We start from the raw sequence: 20,880 nt of genomic DNA, 5'->3' as shown, positions 1-20,880 counted from the left end.
TGCGCGGTTCGACATGCTGATCGCCGCCCTGCGAGATTTACAGTGGCGCAAGCGACGTTTCGTGATTGCCATCGTCGGCACCGGCCTGGTGTTCGCGATGACGCTGGTTCTCACCGGACTGGCCAACGGATTTCGGGTCGAGGCCACCCGCACGGTCGACGCTCTCGGCTTCCAGCGGTATCTGGTGAAAACCGGTGCGCCAGGCCCGTTCCTGGGCTCGTCGCCGTTCCCGGCAGCCCAGCTGCAGCAGGTGGTGAAGATCCCGGGCCTCACCGCCGCCGTGCCGATGGTGTACGGCAGCGCCACCACACCGGACGGTGGCTCGGCGCGCAATGTCAACGTGTTCGGCGTGCTGCCGCGCGGACCGGGCATGCCCGCGATGTCCGTCGGCCGGGTGCCGACCCTGCCGTATGAGATGGCGGTGTCCAGCACGATGGACCGTCCGGTTGGGGCTCGGGTAGAAATCGGCTCGCGGACAATGGAAGTTGTTGGCATCGTGGATGATTCGACGGCACTGGCCGGCCAGCCGAACATCTTCCTGACCGTGGAAGGCGCACAGCAGCTGTTGTTCTCCGGCCAGCAGTTGCTGTCCTCGATCGGATTGAACGGAACACCCGCGTCGATTCCCAACGGTTTCCGCACGGTCGATCGTGACGGCGCCGTCGAGGACCTGTCCCGCGCGCTCAAGGGTGCACGTCAGGCGATGACGCTGATGGCCGGGCTGCTGTGGGTGGTCGCAGCGATGATCGTCGGTTCGATGATCTACGTCTCGGCCATCGAACGGACAAGGGACTTCGCTGTTTTCAAGGCCGTCGGCGTGCCGTCCCGCTCGATTCTCGGCGGTCTCGCCGTGCAGGCGGTGATCGTGGCCGTCCTGGCCGCGCTGCTCGGTGGTGTGCTGTCGGTGGTTCTGGGTCCGCTGTTCCCGATGCGCGTCGACATTCCGACGGTGGCGTTCGTGGCGCTGCCGGTCCTGGCGGTGGCAATAGGTCTGCTGGCCAGTGTTGCGGGCCTGCGCCGCGCGGTGTCCGTCGACCCGGCGCTCGCGTTCGGAGGGCCCTGACATGGCCGACCTGCGGATCAAAGACCTCGTCGTGGAGTACTCCCGCGGCGAGTACGCCGTGCGCCCGATCGACGGCCTGAGCCTCGACGTGAGCGCCGGTTCGCTGGCGATCCTGCTCGGGCCCAGCGGATGCGGGAAAACCACTCTGCTGTCGTGCCTCGGCGGGATCCTCAGCCCCTCGGCAGGTCGCATCGAGTTCGGCGACGTGGACCTGACCAAGCTCGACGAGCGCGCGCTGTCGCACTACCGCCGCAGCACCGTCGGCATCGTGTTCCAGGCGTTCAACCTGGTGGCCAGCCTGACCGCGCTGGAGAACGTGATGGTGCCGCTGCGTGCGGCCAAGGTGCCGCGCACCGAGGCCCGGCAACGGGCCGAGGAACTGCTGGCGCGGGTCGGGCTGGCCGACCGGATGCGGCACCGGCCCGGCGACCTCAGCGGCGGCCAGCAGCAACGGGTGGCCGTCGCACGGGCGATCGCACTGGACCCGCCGCTGGTCCTGGCCGACGAGCCCACCGCCCATCTGGACTACATCCAGGTCGAGGAGGTGCTGGCGCTGATCCGCGAGCTGGCCGCCGGCGACCGGGTGGTGGTCGTCGCCACGCACGACACCCGGATGCTGCCGATGGCCGACCGGGTGGTGGAGCTGATGCCGCACCTCACCCACACCGAGCACGAGCCGGAGAACGTCGACCTCAAAGCCGGCCAGGTGCTCTTCGAGCAGGGCACCCTGGGTGACTGCATCTACGTGGTGTCCACCGGTGAGGTCGAGATCGTCCGCGAATTGTCAAGCGGCGGTGAAGAATTACTGAAGGTCGCCGGACCGGGCGACTATTTCGGCGAAATGGGACCGGTATTCGGGCTACCTCGCTCGGCGACGGCGCGAGCAAGGTCCGACGCGTCGGTGGTCGGATACACGGTGCAGGCGTTCCGGGAGAAGCTGGGCGCCACCGGATCTCGGGAGATCGTCGAACACAAGGAGCTGACGGACTAGCCCGGCACCAGACTCAGCAGCAGATCGGGCCCGATGCGGTCGACTCCGTCGTAACGCCACCGCAGCGCCCGCGCCATGCTGGGCACACCGACGTCGTCGACGGCGGTGATCGGACCGCCGAGCAGAATCGGCCCGACGTATGCCAGGATCCGGTCGATCACGCCGGCCCGCAGGAACGCACCGGCCAGTGTCGGGCCACCTTCGAGCAGCACATCGGTGCGGTCGGACAGGGCCCGGATGACTTCGTGCGGATCGTGGGTGCGGATCACCATCGTGCGCGAATCAGCGTTGAGCACATTGGCTTCCGGCGAGATCTCGCGCTTACCGACCACCACCCGCAGCGGCTGGCGGTCGGCCAGTCCACCGCCGGGCAGCCGGGCGGTCAGCGTCGGGTCATCGATGTCCACCGTGCCGGTGCCGACGACGATCGCATCGCACGCCGCGCGGCGTACATGCAGATCGGCGCGGGCCGCGTCGCTGGTGATCCATTGCGACGACCCGTCGGCGGCGGCGCTGCGGCCGTCCACACTGGTGGCGAATTTCCAGGTGACGTGCGGACGTCCGGTCTGCTGCTTGTGCAGCCACTCGCGCAGCGGTCCACCCTGCACCGCCTCCGCGCCTACTCCTTCGGTCACGGCAATCCCCGCCTGGCGCAATCGATCTGCGCCGCCTGAGGCCACCGGATTGGGATCGGCGACGGCGTACACGACGGCCGCAACCCGGGCCTGGATCAGGGCGTCGACGCACGGCGGCGTGCGCCCGTGGTGGTTGCACGGCTCGAGGGTGACGACTGCGGTGCCGCCGGCGGCGCGCTCCCCTGCCTCACGAAGCGCGACCACCTCGGCGTGCGGGCCGCCGGTCGGTTGGGTGCCGCCGACACCGACAACCTCACCCTCGGAACTCAGAACAACCGCTCCCACAGGCGGATTTGGGTACGTCGCCCCTTTGACACGCTGCGCCTCCTCGATGGCCAGCCGCATCGCGGCGTCGACCTCCGCCGGCGTGGGTGCCGTCATATCCGTAGATGCTGCGAGGCGATGGCGGCCTGCCGGCGCAGCGCCTCGACCGCGGCGGCCGGGTCACCGGCGCCGTAGACCGCCGAGCCGGCGACGAAGCAGTCGACGCCGGCCTCGGCGGCCTGCTCGATCGTGTCGGCGTTGATGCCACCGTCGATCTCCACCAGGATCGTCAGTTCACCCGAGTCGACCAGCCGCCGTGCTGTCGCGACCTTGGACAGCACTTCGGCGATGAAGCTCTGCCCACCGAAGCCCGGCTCGACCGACATCACCAGCAGCGTGTCGAAGTCACGCAGGATGTCGAGGTAGGGCTCCAGCGGGGTGCCCGGCTTGACCGACAGGCCCGCCTTGGCGCCGGCGGCGCGGATGTCGCGGGCCACCGCGACCGGGTTGTCGGTCGCCTCGGCGTGGAACGTCACGTTGTACGCGCCTGCCTCGGCGTATCCGGGCGCCCAGCGGTCCGGGTCGTCGATCATCAGATGGCAGTCCATCGGAATATCGGTTGCCTTGAGCAGACTCTCCACCACCGGCAGGCCCAGAGTCAGGTTGGGCACGAAGTGGCCGTCCATCACGTCGACGTGCAGCCAGTCCGCGCCCTCCACCGCAGCGGCCTCGTCGGCCAGGCGGGCGAAGTCGGCGGACAGGATCGACGGGGCGATCAGCGGTTTCATGGCAGCCATTAAACAGTCTTCTGCAAAGCGGCCGCGAACATGGCGTCGGTGCCGTGCCGGTGCGGCCACAGCTGCACATGCGACGCCTCGCCGAGCCGCTCGGCCGGGTCGAACAGCGGCCGGGTGTCCAGCGCGGTGACCGGATGGCGGCGCAGCGCATCCGACACCACCCCGACCGTCTCGGCCAGATGCGGGGAACAGGTGGCGTAAAGCACAACGCCGCCGGGGCGGACCAGGGCGATCGCGGCGGTCAGCAGCTCGCGCTGCAGCTTGGCCAGCAGCGGGACGTCGGCCGGGGTACGTCGCCAGCGGGCCTCCGGACGGCGTCGCAGCGCGCCCAGCCCGGTGCACGGAGCGTCGAGCAGCACCCGGTCGAAGCTGCCGGCCTCCAGACCGGATTCGCGCCCGTCGATCCGCAGCACCTCGACCGGCAGGCCACGGGTGTTCTGCTCGACCAGGTCGGCGCGCCGCGGCGCGGGCTCGATCGCGGTGACGCGCGCCTCCTGCCGCGCGGCGATCGCGGCGATCAGCGCGGTCTTGCCGCCCGGCCCCGAGCACAGGTCCAGCCAGCGTCCGCCGTCCTCACCGACCACCGGGGCCAGCGTGAGCGCGCGGGCGACCAGCTGGCTGCCCTCGTCCTGCACCAGCGCCTTGCCGTCACGCACCGCCGCCAGCCGGCCCGGGTCGCCGCCGCCGAGGTAGACCGCGTAGGGCGAGTACCGGCCGACCGTTCCGCCGACGTCGGCGGCCAGCTCCTCGGCGGTCAGCACACCCGGGCGCGCCGCGAGGTGCACACCGGGGCGAGCGTCGTCGGCCGCCAGGGCGGCGTCGAGTTCACCGGCGGCGGCGCCGAGTGCGTCGGCGAACGCCTGGGCGATCCAGCGCGGGTGGGCGTGCAGGAACGCCAGGTGGCCGACCGGGTCGGTTTCCTTCGACGGCGCCAGCTCGGCCACCCAGGAAGCCTCGTCGCGACCGGCGATGGTACGCAACACTCCGTTGACGAAACCCGCTCGCACACTGTCGAATTCGATGCCTGCCTGCTCGACGGTGGTGGACACCGCAGCATGGCCGGCGACGTTGGTGCGCAGTAGCTGGTAGCTGCCGAGGCGCAGCAGGTCCAGCAGCACCGGATCGATCTGGTCGATCGGGCGTCCGGCCGCGGCGGCGATCACGGCGTCGAGCAGGCCCCGGGTGCGGCAGGTACCGTAGGCGAGTTCGGTGGCGAAGGCCGCGTCGCGGCCGTGGATACCGCGCTCGGCCAGCATCGACGGCAGTACCAGATTGGCGTAGGCGTCTCGTTCGGACACCGCACGCAAGACGTCGAAGGCGGCCTGACGGGCCGGATCCAGCGGCGTACGCCGGGGGCGGCGCGGCGGGCGCTGTTGGGCGCGGTCCCGCCCGGGCGGCCCACCGGTGTTGTCACGCTTCTGAAATCCCTTGCCGCCCTGCGGCTTCCGCCTGTCACCGCCGCGCTGAGGACGATCGCTCATGATGCCCGCACCGCCTCGTCGAGCCGGGCGCCACGCGCCCAGTCGGCGGCGTTCATCAGCTTCTTGCCGGGCGGCTGCACCTGACCGAGCAGCACAGGGTGTGACGCGGTCCCGACCCGGACGCCGGACCGGTCCACAGTGATCTCCCCCGGTGCCAGCGCCGGAGCTGATTCGTCGACCGTCACCGGGCCGACTTTGACCCGCAGGTCGCCGATCATCGTCCAGGCGCCGGGATTGGGGGTGACCGCGCGGATCCGGCGGTCGACGACATGGGCGGGCAGGTCCCAGGAGATCCGCGCCTGCTCGACGGTGATCTTCGGCGCCACGCTGACCCCGTCGGCGGGCTGCGGCACCGGGGTCAGCGTGCCGTCGCCGATACCGTCCAGCGTTGCCTCGAGCAGACCGGCACCCGACACCGCCAGCCGGTCGAGCAGATCACCTGAGGTGTCGGTGGACCGTACCGACTCGGTCACCACGCCGTAGACCGGTCCGGAATCCAGGCTGGGTTCGATCAGGAAAGTTGTTGCTCCCGTGACTGAGTCGCCAGCAGCAATGGCAGCCTGCACCGGCGCGGCGCCCCGCCAGGCCGGCAACAGCGAGAAGTGCAGATTGATCCAACCGTGCTCCGGCACGACCAGCAGCGCCTCGGACAGCAGCGCGCCGTAGGCCACCACCGCGCAGCATTCCGGCGCGAGTTCGGTCAACTCGGCGATGAACTCCGGAGAGTTCGGCCGCGCCGGGCGCAGCACCGGGATGCCCGCCTCGTCGGCGAGGCGCGCTACCGGTGACGGCGCCGGTTTGCCGCGGCGGCCGGCGGCGGCATCCGGCCGTGTGAGCACCGCGATGACGTCGTGGCGCGGTGAGTCGATCAGCCGCTGCAGCGACGGCAGTGCCGGTTCGGGTGTGCCGGCGAAAACGATTCGCATACCGTTACTTTGGCACCTGGTAGAACTCGCGCTGCGACACCCCGGCCATCGGCGCGACGAACATCGTCGGAATCGTGGTGATCAACCGGTTGACGGTCGCCACGGCATCGTTGTAGTACTGCCGGGCGAACGCGAGCTTGTCTTCGGTGTCGGCCAGGTTCTGCTGCAGGTTGAGAAAGTTGTTCGACGAGTTCAGCTGCGGGTAGGTCTGGCCCAGTGCCAGCACCTGGCCGACCGCGTTGTCGAACTCTTTCTCTGCCGAGCTGCGTTGTGCCACAGACTTTCCCGTGGTCGCAGCGGCCAGCGCGGTTTGCGCGTCGGCGACGTGGTCGAGGATCGCCTTCTCGTGGGCGGCAAAGGACTGCACGGTCTGCACCAGGCCGGGGATCAGCGATGCCCGCCGGGTGAGCTGCACATCGATGCCGCCGAGGGCTTCGTCGACCCGGACGTCGGCCGCGCGAACTTTGTTGTAGCCCACCACAAATCCGATCAGCACCAGGATCGCGAGCACCAGCACCACGATCAGCACGAAGCTCACCATGATCCGCCTCCTCCTCCGCCACCGCCGCCGCCTCCGCCGCCACCGCTGAACCCGCCGCCGCCACTGCTGGACGACGACGAGGACTGCGAGGCGGTGTAGGCGCCGATCGACGACGACAACGCCGACTCGAAGCTGTCGAAACTAGCACCCCCGCTGCTCGCGGCATGCCAACCGGTGCCCGACGACGAGTGATACCAGTCGGGCTGCGGATCGACCTCGCCGGTCGCGGTCTGGTACTTGCGGGCCCACAACGCGGCCACCCCGCCGGCGACGGCGAACGGGATGTAGGCGGTGTAGAGATCCTTGCGGGCGGCGAAGTCGAAACGCGATTCGGCCGAGTCGGTGGACAGCATCCGGTGAAAGCCGCCGGCCTGCGACCACAGCTCGCGACCGGCAGCGGTGCGCCGGCTACCGACGCCGTCGGTCCAGGATCTGGTCGAAAACACGAAGAACAGAGCGAACGGCAGACCCCACAGTGTGATCGGCGACCAGATGAAGGCGCAGACGGCCAGCACGAGGGCGAGGAAGTTGAAGAACCGCAGCCACAGCTCCTTGGAACGTTTGACCATCAGCCCGTCGAACGCCCATTTCTTGACCGCCGCGGCCATGTCCTCCTTGGCACTGGACAGTTTCTTGCCCGCGGTCACGGTGCCGTTTGCATCGAAGCGGGCCTCGGGCCCGATGATCTTGAGTGCCGCACCGACATCCACGCTGACCGGGTCGACATCAGCCCACGCCGCGGCCGGCGCACTGCCGGTGATGGTCCACTTCTTGTCGCTGACCTGGTGCAGGCTGATCAGCTTGCGCTCGGCCAGGTAGAACAGGGTCGCGGTCAGCCCGTTGGCCGGCACCTTCTCGGTGCGGATGTATTCGCACTGCACCGGCCCGAGGCCGGGCGGCGGCGCGTACTGCAGCGGGAACCCGGGTGCGGGCTCGACTGTCGTCCGCCACCACAGGAAGGCGCCGAGGCCGGCGGCCAGCGATACGCCCACCAGCCACAGCGCGGTCGGCAGGGATTCGCCGAGAATGGGATCCCATTTGTAGCTCCAGGGCAGTTCGGCGCGCGGCGGGGTGGGCACGTCGACGCCGGCACGCACGGTCACCGGGGTGCGCGGGTCGAGGTTGGTGGCCGACAGGTGGACCCGGTCACCGTTGACGGTCAGGTCGTCGCAGGTGCGGCCGACGCCGTAGCCCACCGAGCATTGGGCACCGGTGACGCCGCCGGGCAGCGAGATCGAGATGTCTGCCCGCTCGATGCTGTTGTTCCAGGCCGGTGCCACGACGTTCCAGAAGAACGCCGAGCGCGCCGACACCTCACCGGTCGACGAGGCGAACGTCTTACCTGCGCCGGTGCTGCCCGGGTCGAGAACGCCATCGATGGTGTAGCGGATCCGGAAGACGTGGGTGCCGTAGTCGAGGTACTGGTTCGGATCGCCGATCTTGGCCACCCGGAAGCGTTTTCCGTTCTCCCACGACAACTTGTAGGGCACCGGGCGGTCATCGAGAAGGATCTCGGTGATCCGGGGTGGCTGGCGGACATGCGTGCTGTTGACGTTGGCGACGTCCCAGTACCGGAAGATGCCGTGCCGGCCGCTGGGGAACTCGCCGGTGATGATCTCGGTGGCGTCCAGCCGCCCGTCGCGGTCCACGACGAATTCGGCGTGGTAGTCGGTGATGACCACCGGGTCCGATGTCGGACCACCCTGCGAGCTGCCAGTGAACACCAGTGGCCACAGCAACCCAATGACGATGAGCAGCAAAACGATCGAGAGCCGGATGATCCGGCCGGTCCACTTCATTCCGCCTCCCCCGTTTCGTCGGGGTTCACCCTATGTGCAAAGGATCGATCTGTACCCGAACTGCCTCGTGGTCGTGGCGGGCGCTGGCGATGGCGATCGCGCTACGCAGCGACGCGGCCAGCGCCAGGCCCTCGTCCCGGCCGACGCGCACCAGCATCCGGATGACGGGTTCGCCGGGGTCGGTGGCGGGCGGGCGGCGGACCCCCGGTGGCAGGTCGACGGGCCCGAGCTGGTCGGCGTCCTCGGGCAGCTCGGCGTGGCCGAGCAGCGCGCCGACCGCGGCGGCGCCGCCGTCGACGGCGGCCATGTGCACGCTCGGTGGCAGCCCGACCTCGGCGCGGGTCTCGAGCTCGGCGTCGGCGTGGCCGACCGGATCCCACTTGATCAGCGCCTGCACGGTCGGGATGGCCGATTCTGCGACCACCGCCACCACACCGCCGTCACCGCGGGGGCGCACCTGCGCGGCGGCCGCCATCCAGCGTCGCAACGTGTCCTCGGACGCCCGCAGGTCCTGACGGCCCAGCAGCGCCCAGCTGTCCAGCAGCAGCGCGGCGCCGTAGCCACCCGGCACGCGCGGCTCGGCGCCGGGAGTTGCGACGACCAGGGCCGGCCCCGGCTCGATCTCGGTGTGCACGGCGTCCCCGGCCGAGGTGATGACCGTCGTGCCCGGGAAGGCCCGGCCCATCTCCTCGGCGGTGCGCCGTGCCCCGACCACCACCGCGCGGATGGCGTCGGAGCCGCACCGCCGGCAGCGCAGCGCGGTGTCCATGCGCCCGCACCAGCGGCACACCGCCCCGGCGGCGTCCCGCTCGGACAGCGACAGCGGCCCCATGCAGTGCCTGCAGCGGGCGATCGTGCGGCAGCGCGCGCACGCCACCGACGGCACATAGCCCCGCCGCGGCACCTGGATCAGCACCGGCGCCTCGCGATCGAGTGCGCTCCGCGCGGCGCGCAGAGCCAGCGACGGCAGCCGCGCCGAGCGGGCCGCGGGGTCACGTTCCTCGGCGTAACCCTCGTCGTCGAGTGCGACCACCCGAGGCGCGGCGGCGCGGACCAGCGGCCGCGCCGCCACCAGGTCGTGGGCCCAGCCGCTGCGCACCAGTGCGTGCGCCTCGGCGGTGCGGGCGTAGCCGCCGATGACCGCCGCGCAGCGCAGCTGATGGGCGCGCAGCATCGCCACCTCGCGGGCGTGCGGGTACGGCGCGCGTGGTTCGGCGAGAGTGTCGTCGCCGTCGTCCCAGACGATCACCAGACCGAGCCGCTCGACGGGGGCGAACACCGCACTGCGGGTGCCGATGACCAGCCGGGCGTGCCCGCGCAGCGCCGCCAGCCAGCGCCGATAGCGTGCCGACGGGCCGAGCCCGGCCGACAGCGCGACGACGGCGGCCGGGTCGATCCGGGTTGTGGCGGCCTGCCACAGCGCGTCGATGTCGCGCTGGTCGGGAACCACGGCCAGCACGCCGTAGCCGCCGCCGACCGCGGCCGCGGCGGCTTCAGCGATCCGGTCACACCATTGCTCACCGGGCAGCGCCTGCCACACCGCGCGCGCGGCCCGGCCCTCGCTGAGCGCCGTGAGGAACTGATCACCGCGGGCGTACCGGGCCCAGCCGGCGGGGTCGACCGGCTCGACGACCGGCAGCAGTGGCGCGTCGGCCTGGGTCTTCTCGGCCCGGGCGTGGCGCGGCGGGATGGCCAGCCGCAGCACATCGGGCCGGGTTCCGGCGTAGCGGGCGGCGACCGCGTCGACGAGCCTGCGAACCTCCGGGGTGAGCACCGGCTCAGCCGAGATCACTCGGTCCAGCCAACCAAGCTGACCGACATGGTCGGTGTCGGAACGTCGTTCGAGTACGAAGGCGTCGACCAAGCGGCCGTGGAAACGCACTCGCACCCGCACGCCCGGCTGGGCGTCATCGGACTGTTCGGCCGACACCAGGTAATCGAACTCGCGGTCCAGGTGCGGCACCGACAGCATCGGCAGCACCCGGGCGATGGGTTCGTGCTCGGCGGCGCGCCGGATCGGCATCGTCGAAGACTAACGACGAGGCCGACAATCGTTTAGTCAGCCGCCGCCCGCCCGAAGAAGAAGCCCGCGGTGATCAGCACCTGCGAGGTGGCATACACCCACCAGATGGGCACCTCGAGTGCCTGCGAATCCAGCACGAACCGGCCGATACCGATCATTCCGTCGGACACCGCGAAACACACCGCGCCCAGGGCCGTCCACGGGGTGGGCAGTCGGGCCACCAGCGCCGCACACACCATCGCGGCCAACACCGCCATGTAGACCATGACCGGGATGGTCAGCCCGTCGGACACCAGCCTGGGCCAGAACCAGATCAGCAAACCGATGCAGGCGACGACGACGACGGCAGAGGCGACGAGACGAGGCGCGGTCGGCCCCCGCAGCGGCAGCAGCGCGCCCAGGTAGCACAGATGCGCCACCAGGAACGAGCCCAGCCCGAGCACGAACGACGGCTGCCACCACGGCATCGCCAGGAAGAAGTCCCCGCCGGCCGAGAACAGCAGCGCCGCGACCAGCCAGCGTTTCTCCCGCACGATGGGGTGCCACAGCGCGGCCACCGCGAGCAGCACGGCCATCAGGGCCTTGACGGCCGGCTGGCCGGGGAACCGACCGGTGAGAACCGCGTTGTCGGGTAGTTGCAGCGCCGCGACGGCCAGGAAGATGCCGTAGCCGATCGCGACCGCGGCACCGGCCGCCCACCACGATGTCAGCGTCCGTAAGTACGGTGATTTCATGCCCAGCTTGGAGAGACCGCCGGTGGATGCCATCCTGCAGAAGGTACTGGAAGCGGTGCCCTTTCAGTTGACCGTCGACGGCGGAATCGACGAGGCGCGCCGCCGCCTGCGGGACCTGCCGCGCCGCCCGGCGCATCCCGACCTGCGCGTCGAGAACCACCAGATCGACGGACCCGCCGGCCCGATTCCGCTGCGGGTGTACTGGCCGTCCGACACGGAGCGTCCCCCGGTCACCATGTACTTCCACGGCGGCGGTTTCGCCGTCGGTGATCTCGACACCCACGACGGCACGGCGCGTGAGCATGCCGTCGCCGCACGCACGTTGGTGGTGTCGGTCGATTACCGGCTGGCCCCGGAACATCCGTACCCGGCCGCCGTCGACGACGTGTGGGCTGCCACGAGGTGGGTGGCCGAGAACGCCGACCGATTCGGCGCGGATGCCTCGCGGCTGGCGGTCGCCGGCGACTCGGCGGGCGGCACGCTCTCCGCGGTGGTGGCTCAGCTGGCCCGCGACCACGACGGGCCGCCGATCGCGTTTCAACTGCTGTGGTACCCGTCGACGATGTGGGACAACTCGCTGCCGTCGTTCGCCGAGAACGCCGACGCGCCGGTGCTCGACATGGCCGCCATCGAGGCCTTCACCAGGTGGTATGCCGGCGATGTCGACCTGCGTAATCCGCCCGCGGGCCTCGCGCCGGGACGAGCGGCCGACCTCTCCGGGCTGCCCCCGGCCTACGTCGCCGTCGCCGGTCACGACCCGCTGCGCGACGACGGCGCCCGCTATGCCGAATTGCTGGCCGCCTCAGGTGTAACAGTCGAGCTGCATTCGGCCGACACACTGGTGCATGGCTACCTCGGTTACGCCGGGGTGGTGCCGGCCGCCACCGAGGCGACCGGACGTGGATTATCTGCTCTGCGCGCAGCGTTGCACGCGTGAGCGGACGAACAGCACGGCTAGCAGCGAACCTTGTCGGGACCGTCCGGACAGGCCAGAATGGCACCAATCGCCACAATCGGGAGGATCAACCCATGAACATTGCTGAAGCCGCCGGAGCCCGGCGCACGCTCGGCATCTGTCTCGGCGTCGTCGCGGCCGGCCTGGCGTCGGCCGTCATCGCCGCACCGGCCGCCGTCGCCGCACCCGACTGCAGCAAGCCTGCCGTCGATGCCCAGGTTGCGCAGTCTCAGGGCGCGATCCAGGGCTACCTCAACTCGCACCCGGACGGGCAGCGGATGCTGATGACCGCGGCGCTGCAGCCGCGCGCCCAGGCCTCCGCCACCCTGCAGGCCTACGCGCAGTCCAACCCGCAGGAGTACCAGGAGTTCACCGCGCTTCTGGCTCCGCTGGGCACGCTGCAGAAGCAGTGCGGCGTCCAGGTCATCCCGCCGCAGTATCAGTGGGCGTTCGACCAGTTCGTCGGCTGATCAGCTCCGACTCACCAGTACAGCCCGGCCGTTATGACTCGACGGCCGGGCTGACTGTTTGATGCCGATACGACGGACACACCGAGTCCTGGAGTGGCTCACCCAGCAGAGCGCCCAGGCACCGGTCACCCCGGAGTATGGCTCCTGGCTGCTGGGGCGAGTATCGGAGAGCCAGCGCCGCCGGCGCGTTCGCATCCAGATCATCCTCACGGTGTTCGTGGTGGTGGCCAACCTGATCGGCGTCGCGGTCGCGATGTCGGTGATCACGTTCGCCATCCCGGTGCCGAACATCTTCGAAGGCCGTGCCCACCCGATCATCACGATCGTGGCTCCGGTCTACGTCGTCGTCGCGGTGATCATCGGTTGGATCTGGGCCACCCGTCGTGTCCTCGACGCGCTGCGGTGGGCCATCGAGGACCGCGTTCCGACCCCGCGCGACCAACGCAACACCTTCAGCGCCCCGTGGCGGCTGACCGTCATCCCGCTGGTGCTGTGGGGCGTCGGAGCAGCGCTGCTGACAACCCTGTTCGGCCTGGTCGACACCGGATACATCCCCAAGATGTTGTTCGGCATCACGTTCAGCGGGATCGTGGTGTCGGCGAGCTGTTATTTCTTCACCGAGTTCGCGCTGCGACCGGTGGCAGCACAGGCACTCGAGACCGGTAAGCCCGAGCACCGCGGCGGTCCGGGCGTGCTGGGTCGCACGATCATGGCGTGGGTGCTGGGCTCCTGCGTGCCGGTCGCGGGAATCGCTTTGGCGGCCGGGTTCACCCTGACCCTGCGCAACATGACCGTCACCCAGCTCGCTTTCGCCGTACTGCTATTGGCCGGCGCCGCAGCGATTTTCGGCTTCATCCTGATCCTGATCGCCTCGTGGCTGATCGCCACGCCGGTGCAAGTCGTGCGCGCTGCGATGCAGCGCGTCGAAGACGGCGACCTCGACGCCCACGTGGTGGTCTTCGACGGCACCGAACTCGGCGAATTGCAACGTGGTTTCAACACGATGGTCGAGGGCCTGCGAGAGCGCGACCGCGTCCGCGACCTGTTCGGACGCCATGTCGGACGCGACGTCGCCCTGGCGGCGGAACAACGCAAGATCAACCTCGGCGGCGAAGAGTGTTCAGCCGCAGTCCTTTTCGTCGACATTGTCGGGTCCACGCAGGTGGTGGGCAGCCGGCCACCGGTTCAGGTTGTCGAACTGCTCAACGAATTCTTCGGTGTGGTGGTCGACGAAGTCGAACGCTGCGGCGGTCTGATCAACAAGTTCGAAGGCGACGGCGCGCTGGCCGTGTTCGGTGCGCCGGTGGCACAGGAACAACCCGAGACCAACGCCCTCGCCGCCGCCCGGGCGATCGCCGGTCGCCTGCGCCGTGAGGTCCCCGAAATCTCCGTGGGCATCGGAGTTGCCGCCGGCACCGTGGTGGCCGGCAACATCGGGTCGCATCATCGTTTCGAATACACCGTCATCGGCGACCCCGTGCATGAAGCATCCCGGCTGTGCGAGATGGCCAAGAAGTCCGGTGCCGGACTGCTCGCCTCGGCTACCGCGTTGGAGGCCGCCGACCCCGCCGAACAACGCCTCTGGAAGCTCGACGACGAGGTTGTCCTGCGCGGTCGTTCGAAGCCCACCCGGCTCGCCGTTCCCACCACGCCTGTCGAGGAATGATTTCGGTCCTCCTTTGCTTGTCACAGTTGGCAATCCAAAACTGACGCAACGGAGGAACCCCATGACCACTCCCCTCGCCGGACGGCACGCCCTGGTCACCGGTGGCTCGCGCGGGATCGGCGCCGAGATCGTGCGACGGCTGGTCGCCGACGGCGCCGCGGTGGCGTTCACGTATCAGTCCTCCGCGCAGACCGCTCAGGCACTGGCCGACGAGCTGGTCGCCGCGGGAGGCAAGGTGGTCGCCATCCAGGCCGACAGCGCTGACCCGGCCGCCGTCACCGCCGCGGTCGACGAAACGGTCGCCGCGCTGGGCGGTCTGGACATCCTGGTGAACAACGCCGGGGTCGCGGCCGCCGCACCCATCGAGGACTTCCCGCTCGAGGAGTTCGACCGCCTGCTCGCGGTCAACGTGCGCGGGGTGTTCGCGGCTATCCAGCGCGCCGTCCCGCATCTGGGCGAGGGCGGGCGGATCATCACCATCGGCAGCGTCAACGCCGACCGGGTTCCGATGAACGGGCTGGCGGTCTACGCGCTGACGAAAGCGGCGGTCGCCGGCCTCACCCGCGGTCTGGTGCGGGAGCTCGGGCCGCGCGGTATCACGATCAACACCATCCAGCCGGGGCCGGTGGCCACCGACATGAACCCCGAAGTGGGCGGGTTCTCCGATGAGGTGCGACCCTTCATCGCCGTCGGGCGCTACGGCCAGCCCCGCGACATCGCCAGTGCGGTGGCCTATCTGGCGTCACCGGAGGCCAGCTACGTCACCGGCGTCACCTGGAACGTCGACGGCGGTTTCGTCATCTAGATCTCTTCTCGCCCAAACCGACGAATGGCCGGGAAAGTGCGAGTGCACCCCGGCCAAACGTCGATCTCGGCGCGAACTACACCGAGTTCTTCAGGTCGTCGACCTTGTCCAGCCGCTCCCAGGGGAGGTCGACGTCGGTGCGGCCGAAGTGGCCGTAAGCGGCCGTGGGCGCGTAGATCGGGCGCAGCAGGTCCAGGTCGCGCACGATCGCGCCCGGGCGCAGGTCGAACACCGCGGTGATGGCCTTCTCGATCCGGGCCGGGTCGACGGTCTCGGATCCGAAGGTCTCGACGAACAGACCCACCGGGGCGGCCTTGCCGATGGCGTATGCGACCTGCACCTCGACTCGCTCGGCCAGGCCGGCGGCCACCACGTTCTTGGCCACCCAGCGCATCGCGTACGCGGCCGAGCGGTCCACCTTTGACGGGTCCTTGCCGGAGAACGCACCGCCGCCGTGGCGAGCCCAGCCACCGTAGGTGTCGACGATGATCTTGCGGCCGGTCAGGCCGGCGTCGCCCATCGGGCCGCCGACGACGAACGTGCCCGTCGGGTTCACCAGCAGGCGGAAGTCCGAGGTGTCCATCGAGTCGTGGCCCAGCTCGGCCAGCACGGTGTTGACGACCTTCTCCCGGATGTCCGGCGCGAGGGTGCCTTCGAGGTCGATACCCGCGGCGTGCTGCGTGGAGAGCACAACGGTGTCCAGCCGCACCGGGGTGGTGCCGTCGTACTGCACAGTGACCTGCGTCTTGCCATCGGGCCGCAGGTAATCCAGCACGCCGCTCTTGCGCACCTCGGTCAGGCGGCGGGCGAGCCGGTGCGCCAGCGCGATCGGCAGCGGCATCAGCTCCGGGGTGTCGGTGATGGCGTACCCGAACATCAGCCCCTGATCGCCGGCGCCCTGCAGGTCCAGCGGGTCGCCGGCACCCTCGACGCGGGTCTCGTGGGCAGTGTCCACGCCCTGGGCGATGTCGGGCGACTGGCGGCCGATACCGATGTTGACGCCCGCGGTCTCGCCGTCGAAGCCCTTCTCCGAGGAGTCATAGCCGATCTCCAGGATGCGCTTGCGGACAGTGTCGTTGATGTCGGCGAACGCTTCCTTGGCCAAGGTCGTCACCTCGCCGATGACGTGCACCTGGCCGGTGGTGACGGCGGTTTCCACCGCGACGCGCGACTTCGGGTCCGCAGCGAGCAGCGAGTCGAGGATGGAATCGCTGATGGCGTCACAGATCTTGTCGGGGTGTCCCTCGGTGACCGACTCGCTGGTAAACAGCCGACCTGCGCTCACAGTGTCATTCCTTTCGAAAACTTAGTTCGGCGAATCATATCTTCGCCCCTGACAGACCAAACCGGCACGGTACGTCCCGCGCAAGGCTTATGCGCACGTTTCTTCGTATTGCGAAGCTAGGCCTCGCGCCGTAGAAGCATCGCGATCGCGTCCACGATACGACTTGCCATCAGCGTCTTCGAGCCGTGTTCCAGCGCGGCCTCGGCGCCGTCGGCGCTCAGCAACCACCCGTCGTTGTTGTCGACCTCGAACGCCCGACCCTCACCGACCGCGTTGACGACCAGGAGGTCACAGCCCTTGCGGGCGAGTTTGGCCCGGGCGTGGAACAGCACATCCCCGTTCGCGTCACCGGTTTCGGCGGCGAAGCCGACGATCGCACGCATATTGGGCAGCTGCCCGTCGGTGCGTTGGCGCACCGCTCCGGCCAGCACATCGTCGGTGCGCACCAGCTCGATCGTCGGCCCGTCGGTCACATCGGCCTTCTTCTTGATCTTGCTGGTCGCCACGTGGGCAGGCCGGAAATCCGCGACGGCAGCAGCCATCACGAGCACGTGCGCGTCCGGCGCGTGCTTGGTGACGGCCTCGTGCAGCTGCTCTGCGGACGTGATGTGCAGGACGTGCACGCCGGCCGGATCCGCGAGCCCGGCGGTGTTGCCGGCGATCAGAGTGACATCGGCGCCGCGCTGAGCGGCGACCCTGGCCACCGCGTAACCCTGCTTGCCGGAGCTGCGGTTGCCGATGAAGCGCACCGGGTCGATCGCCTCACGGGTGCCGCCCGCGCTCACCAGCACCTTGATGCCGCTCAGGTCGAAGGGCATCGCGTCGGAACGAGCCAGCAGCAATTCGGCGAAGGTGGTGATCTCTTCCGGCTCGGGCAGGCGGCCGGGGCCGGTGTCGGCACCGGTGAGCCGCCCGGATGCCGGTTCCAGCACGACCGCCCCGCGGCTGCGGAGCGTCTCCACATTGCCGACGGTGGCCGGGTGCAACCACATCTCGGTGTGCATGGCCGGCGCGAACAGCACCGGGCACCGGGCCGTCAGCAGGGTTGCGGTGAGCAGATCGTCGGCGCGGCCCGCGACGGCGCGGGCCAGCAGGTCGGCAGTGGCCGGCGCGACGACGACAAGGTCGGCTTCCTGGCCGAGCCGGACGTGCGGGACTTCGTCGACGTCTTCGAAGACACCGGTGCGGACGGGATGGCCGGACAGCGCCTCAAAGGTCGCGGCACCGACGAACCGCAATGCCGATTCGGTGGGGATGACGCGGACGTCGTGCCCGGCCTCGCTGAGTTGGCGGATCACCGAGCACGCCTTGTACGCGGCGATGCCCCCGGCGACGCCGACGATGATCCGCTTGCGGTTCATCAACTACGCCCGACTGGTGGGCTACTCGCCTTCGGTGTGCTCGAGCAGGTCACCGTGGATCTCGCGCATCGAGATCGACAGCGGCTTCTCCTGCAGGCCAGGCTCGACGAGCGGGCCGACGTATTCGAGGATGCCGTCGCCGAGCTGGTTGTAGTAGTCGTTGATCTGGCGGGCGCGCTTGGCCGCGTAGATCACCAGCGCGTACTTGCTCGACACCCGGTCCAGCAACTCGTCGATGGGCGGGTTGGTGATGCCCAAAGGCGTGTCATAGGCGGTTGCGGCACCCGGGGCCGGATCGTAGTGATCCGTGCTGGCTTGCGTCACGTAGAACTTCTTCCTGGCGGATGTGTGTGTCTGATTCGGCGTGCGAGGCGGGTTGTCGACGTCTCGCGCCGGCTTCGGGGCGTCAATCTCTCTTAATTCTTCAAGCCCACCAGCAAGGATACCAATTCGGCGCAGGCCGACTCCAATTGACTGTTCACGACGACGACGTCGAACCTGTCCTGAGCTGCGAGCTCGGCACGGGCGGTGGCCAGGCGACGCTCCACCTGCTCGTGAGTTTCGGTGCCGCGCCCGGCCAGCCGCTGCTCGAGCGCCTCCCAGCTGGGCGGCGCGAGAAACACCGACAAGGCCTCGGGCATCGCCCGTTTGACGGCCTCGGCGCCGGCCAGGTCGACCTCGATCAGCACTGGATGACCCGCCGCCGCGGCCTCGGCCACCGGCGCGGCCAGCGTGCCGGAGCGGTGTAGGCCGCCGTGGATCTCTGCCCATTCGAGCAGGTCACCGCGGTTGATCAAGTCCTGGAACTGCTCGGCCGTGACGAAGTGGTAGTCGACGCCGTCCACCTCACCCGGGCGCGGGGCCCGGGTGGTGGCCGACACACTGAAGTGCAGGTCGGGCAGCTGCTCGCGCAAGCGGCGGACGACCGTCGACTTTCCTACCGCCGATGGCCCGGACAGCACCACCACTCGGCCGCGGCCGCGGTGGTCGGGCTCGGCGCCCGCGCTGTCCGGCCCTTCGCCGGCATTCACCTAGGCGGTGAAGTCGAACTTTTCCAGCAGTGCCTTGCGCTGCCGATCGCCGAGGCCACGCAGGCGGCGCGTCGGGGCGATCTCCAGCTCCGTCATGATCTCCTGCGCCTTGACCTTGCCAACCTTGGGCAGGGCCTCCAGCAGCGCGGAAACCTTCATCTTGCCGAGGACCTCGTCGGTCTCAGCGTCCTTGAGCACCTGCTTGAGGTTGGTGCCACCACGCTTGAGCCGATCCTTGAGCTCAGCTCGTGCGCGACGCGCGGCGGCAGCCTTCTCCAACGCGGCTGCGCGCTGCTCGTCGGTCAACTGGGGAAGGGCCACGGGTTCCTCCGTCTCATCACCATCATTGTTTTGCCTGGGCCGGGTACTTCAGCCAGCGACGCCGACCGTACCCACGCTCTCTGACGAAATCTAACCCCACCCCCTGCTTACCGGTGCAAAGCCGCAGGATATGGCACAAGATCACATTGTCCGGACACCTGTCGAGACAGCCGTCCGCGGCGTCGCCAGTGATGTCTCGGTCCTCGCAATCAGACCGGAAAATGCCGCTCTACCTGCAGGTTCTTCGGGAGTGCGCGGTGCACCCAGAGCCTGGTGCCGGGTACCCGAGGCCCGTCGGAGCCGATTTTCACCTCATAGGCAGGTCGCGGCGTGTCGGGCGTGTCGAAGCGACGCTGAGCGACCACTTAGCGCGCGCACAGCTCAGCGAAAGATTTTGCATAGCCGCACTACCTAACCTGGGCGGATGTCGGGGTGTTCAGCGAGAAGTTCTCGTCTCGAAGGGATGCCATGTCCATCACTCATTCGACCCGGATTGCCGCACTGGCGGTCGGGATCACCATCGCGGGGCTGACGGCGGGTGCAGCGCCAGCCGTGGCCGACCCCGGCCCCGGCCAGTGCGGCTTCCAGGGCTGCCAGGGACCGGGCCAGCGCGGCCCGGAAGGACCAGGGGCCGACCGCCGCGGACCTGGCCCGGACGACGGGCGCGGCGCCCCTGGCGGCGGGCCTGGCGGGCCGCAATGGCGCGGCGGCGACGACCGCGGCTGGCGACCCGGCCCACCGCCGCCCGACCTCGGCTGGCGCAACATCGACCAGGGCCGATGGGACCACCAGCCGTTCAACTACAACGGCAACTGGGTCGACCCGGTATTCGACCAGGGCTACAACGCGTGGGGCTTCTGGCTGTTCGGGATCTGGATCCCGCTCTGAGGCGAGGCGGCGCCAGTCACGCCAGGTAGGCGACGGCGTCGCGCAGCTGCTCGGATGCTGCCCGGATCGCGGCGACGTCCGGTCCGGCACGCAGGACCTCGCGGGACACCGCGGGCAACAACTGGCCGGGCCGGGCGCCCCCGAGACCGCCGAGCGCCTCGGGGCGTCCACCCTGGGCGCCGACGCCGGGTACCAGGACCGGCCCGCCCAGGTCGCTGAGATCGGGCACCTCGTCCAGCGTGGCGCCGACGACGACGCCGACCGAGCCGAGCCGCGGTTGGCCGGCCCGGTTGAGCGCGGCGGCATCATCGACGATCGTCTGCGCCACGGTGCGCTCGCCGGCGATCGCCCGCTGCACCGAGGCACCCTCCGGGTTCGACGTCGCGGCGAGCACGAACACGCCACGTCGGTTGGCCTCAGCCAGCTCCAAAAGTGGCCTCAGTGAACCGAATCCGAGATATGGCGAGGCGGTGACCGCGTCGGCGGCCAAGGGTCCGTCACCGGCCCACGCCTGGGCGTAGGCCGCCATCGTCGACCCGATGTCGCCGCGCTTGGCGTCGGCGAGCACCAGCACACCGGACTCTCGCAGGGCGGCGATCGTGGTCTCGAGCACTGCGAAACCCCTTGAGCCGTAGGCCTCGAAGAACGCCACCTGCGGCTTGACGATGGCGAAACCGGCGTAGGCCCGCACGCAGATCTCGCTGAACCGGGCCAGGCCGTCCGCGCTCACCGGCAGACTCCAGGCGCGCAACAGCTCCGGGTGCGGATCGATGCCCAGGCACAGCGGACCGCGCTCGGCGATCGCGGCGGCCAGCCTGGCGCCGAACCCGGGCGTAGTCATCGG

21 protein-coding genes are annotated in these 20,880 nt (G+C 69.6%); 7 read left to right on the top strand and 14 right to left on the bottom strand.

Annotated features, from left to right (window positions below; genetic code table 11):
* Positions 1-13 precede the first annotated feature (13 nt).
* Together AB431_RS13310 and AB431_RS13305 are read left to right on the top strand one after the other, a co-directional pair.
* Positions 14-1,063 carry an ABC transporter permease gene (locus tag AB431_RS13310; RefSeq protein ID WP_047330315.1) on the top strand — a complete coding sequence of 350 codons (1,050 nt, stop codon included), beginning with the start codon at positions 14-16 and terminating at the stop codon, positions 1,061-1,063.
* A gap of 1 nt (position 1,064) precedes the next feature.
* On the top strand, positions 1,065-2,054 hold the full coding sequence (locus AB431_RS13305) for an ATP-binding cassette domain-containing protein (protein ID WP_047330314.1): 990 nt from the start codon (positions 1,065-1,067) through the stop codon (positions 2,052-2,054).
* On the opposite strand, the gene ribD is transcribed toward AB431_RS13305, so the two are convergent.
* Genes ribD through AB431_RS13265 form a run of 8 tightly spaced genes read right to left on the bottom strand, consistent with a single transcriptional unit; the run spans position 2,051 to position 11,287 of the window.
* Positions 2,051-3,070 carry a bifunctional diaminohydroxyphosphoribosylaminopyrimidine deaminase/5-amino-6-(5-phosphoribosylamino)uracil reductase RibD gene (gene ribD, locus AB431_RS13300; RefSeq protein ID WP_047330313.1) on the bottom strand — a complete coding sequence of 340 codons (1,020 nt, stop codon included), beginning with the start codon at positions 3,068-3,070 and terminating at the stop codon, positions 2,051-2,053. The genes AB431_RS13305 and ribD overlap by 4 nt on opposite strands.
* The gene (gene rpe, locus AB431_RS13295) at positions 3,067-3,750 is read right to left on the bottom strand and encodes a ribulose-phosphate 3-epimerase (protein WP_162489412.1); all 684 of its coding nucleotides are present in this window, start codon (positions 3,748-3,750) and stop codon (positions 3,067-3,069) included. Before rpe ends, ribD begins: the two co-directional genes overlap by 4 nt.
* Positions 3,750-5,231 (bottom strand): RsmB/NOP family class I SAM-dependent RNA methyltransferase, encoded by a 1,482-nt coding sequence (locus tag AB431_RS13290; protein ID WP_082135670.1) that lies wholly within the window; start codon positions 5,229-5,231, stop codon positions 3,750-3,752. The genes rpe and AB431_RS13290 overlap by 1 nt, the downstream gene beginning before the upstream one ends.
* Positions 5,228-6,157 carry a methionyl-tRNA formyltransferase gene (gene fmt, locus AB431_RS13285; RefSeq protein ID WP_047330312.1) on the bottom strand — a complete coding sequence of 310 codons (930 nt, stop codon included), beginning with the start codon at positions 6,155-6,157 and terminating at the stop codon, positions 5,228-5,230. The genes AB431_RS13290 and fmt overlap by 4 nt, the downstream gene beginning before the upstream one ends.
* A gap of 4 nt (positions 6,158-6,161) precedes the next feature.
* Complete coding sequence (locus AB431_RS13280) at positions 6,162-6,698, bottom strand: LemA family protein (protein WP_047330311.1); 537 nt, start codon at positions 6,696-6,698, stop codon at positions 6,162-6,164.
* Positions 6,692-8,497 carry a DUF2207 domain-containing protein gene (locus AB431_RS13275; protein ID WP_047330310.1) on the bottom strand — a complete coding sequence of 602 codons (1,806 nt, stop codon included), beginning with the start codon at positions 8,495-8,497 and terminating at the stop codon, positions 6,692-6,694. Before AB431_RS13275 ends, AB431_RS13280 begins: the two co-directional genes overlap by 7 nt.
* 25 nt (positions 8,498-8,522) lie before the next feature.
* Positions 8,523-10,520 (bottom strand): primosomal protein N', encoded by a 1,998-nt coding sequence (locus tag AB431_RS13270; RefSeq protein ID WP_144418250.1) that lies wholly within the window; start codon positions 10,518-10,520, stop codon positions 8,523-8,525.
* A gap of 32 nt (positions 10,521-10,552) precedes the next feature.
* A complete protein-coding gene (locus tag AB431_RS13265) occupies positions 10,553-11,287 on the bottom strand; it encodes a lysoplasmalogenase (RefSeq protein ID WP_047330309.1) in 735 nt (244 codons plus the stop codon).
* Between AB431_RS13265 and AB431_RS13260 the strand changes: the two genes are divergently transcribed.
* The 4 genes from AB431_RS13260 to AB431_RS13245 all read left to right on the top strand — a co-directional run bounded on the left by AB431_RS13260 (position 11,253) and on the right by AB431_RS13245 (position 15,150).
* The gene (locus tag AB431_RS13260) at positions 11,253-12,191 is read left to right on the top strand and encodes an alpha/beta hydrolase (RefSeq protein ID WP_047330308.1); all 939 of its coding nucleotides are present in this window, start codon (positions 11,253-11,255) and stop codon (positions 12,189-12,191) included. The two genes, AB431_RS13265 and AB431_RS13260, sit on opposite strands and share 35 nt — an antisense overlap.
* Before the next feature lie 92 nt (positions 12,192-12,283).
* The gene (locus tag AB431_RS13255) at positions 12,284-12,679 is read left to right on the top strand and encodes a hemophore-related protein (protein WP_047330307.1); all 396 of its coding nucleotides are present in this window, start codon (positions 12,284-12,286) and stop codon (positions 12,677-12,679) included.
* 61 nt (positions 12,680-12,740) lie between these two features.
* Positions 12,741-14,345, top strand: a complete 1,605-nt coding sequence (locus tag AB431_RS13250; protein ID WP_047330306.1) for an adenylate/guanylate cyclase domain-containing protein — start codon at positions 12,741-12,743, stop codon at positions 14,343-14,345.
* 61 nt (positions 14,346-14,406) lie between these two features.
* Positions 14,407-15,150, top strand: coding sequence for a 3-oxoacyl-ACP reductase family protein (locus tag AB431_RS13245; RefSeq protein ID WP_047330305.1), 744 nt, complete (start codon positions 14,407-14,409; stop codon positions 15,148-15,150).
* Between the two features lie 76 nt (positions 15,151-15,226).
* On the opposite strand, the gene metK is transcribed toward AB431_RS13245, so the two are convergent.
* The 5 genes from metK to mihF all read right to left on the bottom strand — a co-directional run bounded on the left by metK (position 15,227) and on the right by mihF (position 19,148).
* Complete coding sequence (gene metK, locus AB431_RS13240; RefSeq protein WP_047330304.1) at positions 15,227-16,435, bottom strand: methionine adenosyltransferase; 1,209 nt, start codon at positions 16,433-16,435, stop codon at positions 15,227-15,229.
* 116 nt (positions 16,436-16,551) lie between these two features.
* Complete coding sequence (gene coaBC / locus AB431_RS13235; RefSeq protein ID WP_047330303.1) at positions 16,552-17,796, bottom strand: bifunctional phosphopantothenoylcysteine decarboxylase/phosphopantothenate--cysteine ligase CoaBC; 1,245 nt, start codon at positions 17,794-17,796, stop codon at positions 16,552-16,554.
* Between the two features lie 21 nt (positions 17,797-17,817).
* Positions 17,818-18,120, bottom strand: a complete 303-nt coding sequence (rpoZ, locus tag AB431_RS13230; protein WP_036338010.1) for a DNA-directed RNA polymerase subunit omega — start codon at positions 18,118-18,120, stop codon at positions 17,818-17,820.
* A gap of 92 nt (positions 18,121-18,212) precedes the next feature.
* The gene (gmk, locus tag AB431_RS13225) at positions 18,213-18,827 is read right to left on the bottom strand and encodes a guanylate kinase (protein ID WP_047330302.1); all 615 of its coding nucleotides are present in this window, start codon (positions 18,825-18,827) and stop codon (positions 18,213-18,215) included.
* Complete coding sequence (mihF, locus tag AB431_RS13220; protein WP_005146193.1) at positions 18,828-19,148, bottom strand: integration host factor, actinobacterial type; 321 nt, start codon at positions 19,146-19,148, stop codon at positions 18,828-18,830.
* A 468-nt stretch (positions 19,149-19,616) separates the two neighbouring features.
* Here mihF and AB431_RS13215 point away from each other — a divergent pair, with 468 nt between their 5' ends.
* Entirely contained in the window at positions 19,617-20,036 is a 420-nt protein-coding gene (locus tag AB431_RS13215; protein WP_047330301.1) for a hypothetical protein, read from the top strand.
* 16 nt (positions 20,037-20,052) lie between these two features.
* Here the strand turns inward: AB431_RS13215 and pyrF are convergent, their stop codons facing one another.
* On the bottom strand, positions 20,053-20,877 hold the full coding sequence (gene pyrF, locus AB431_RS13210; RefSeq protein ID WP_047330300.1) for an orotidine-5'-phosphate decarboxylase: 825 nt from the start codon (positions 20,875-20,877) through the stop codon (positions 20,053-20,055).
* Positions 20,878-20,880: the final 3 nt, after the last annotated feature.

The organism is Mycobacterium sp. EPa45, assembly GCF_001021385.1.
Lineage (GTDB): Bacteria > Actinomycetota > Actinomycetes > Mycobacteriales > Mycobacteriaceae > Mycobacterium.
Note: the sequence above shows the minus strand (reverse complement) of the source record. Positions and strands in the feature narration are given on the sequence as shown.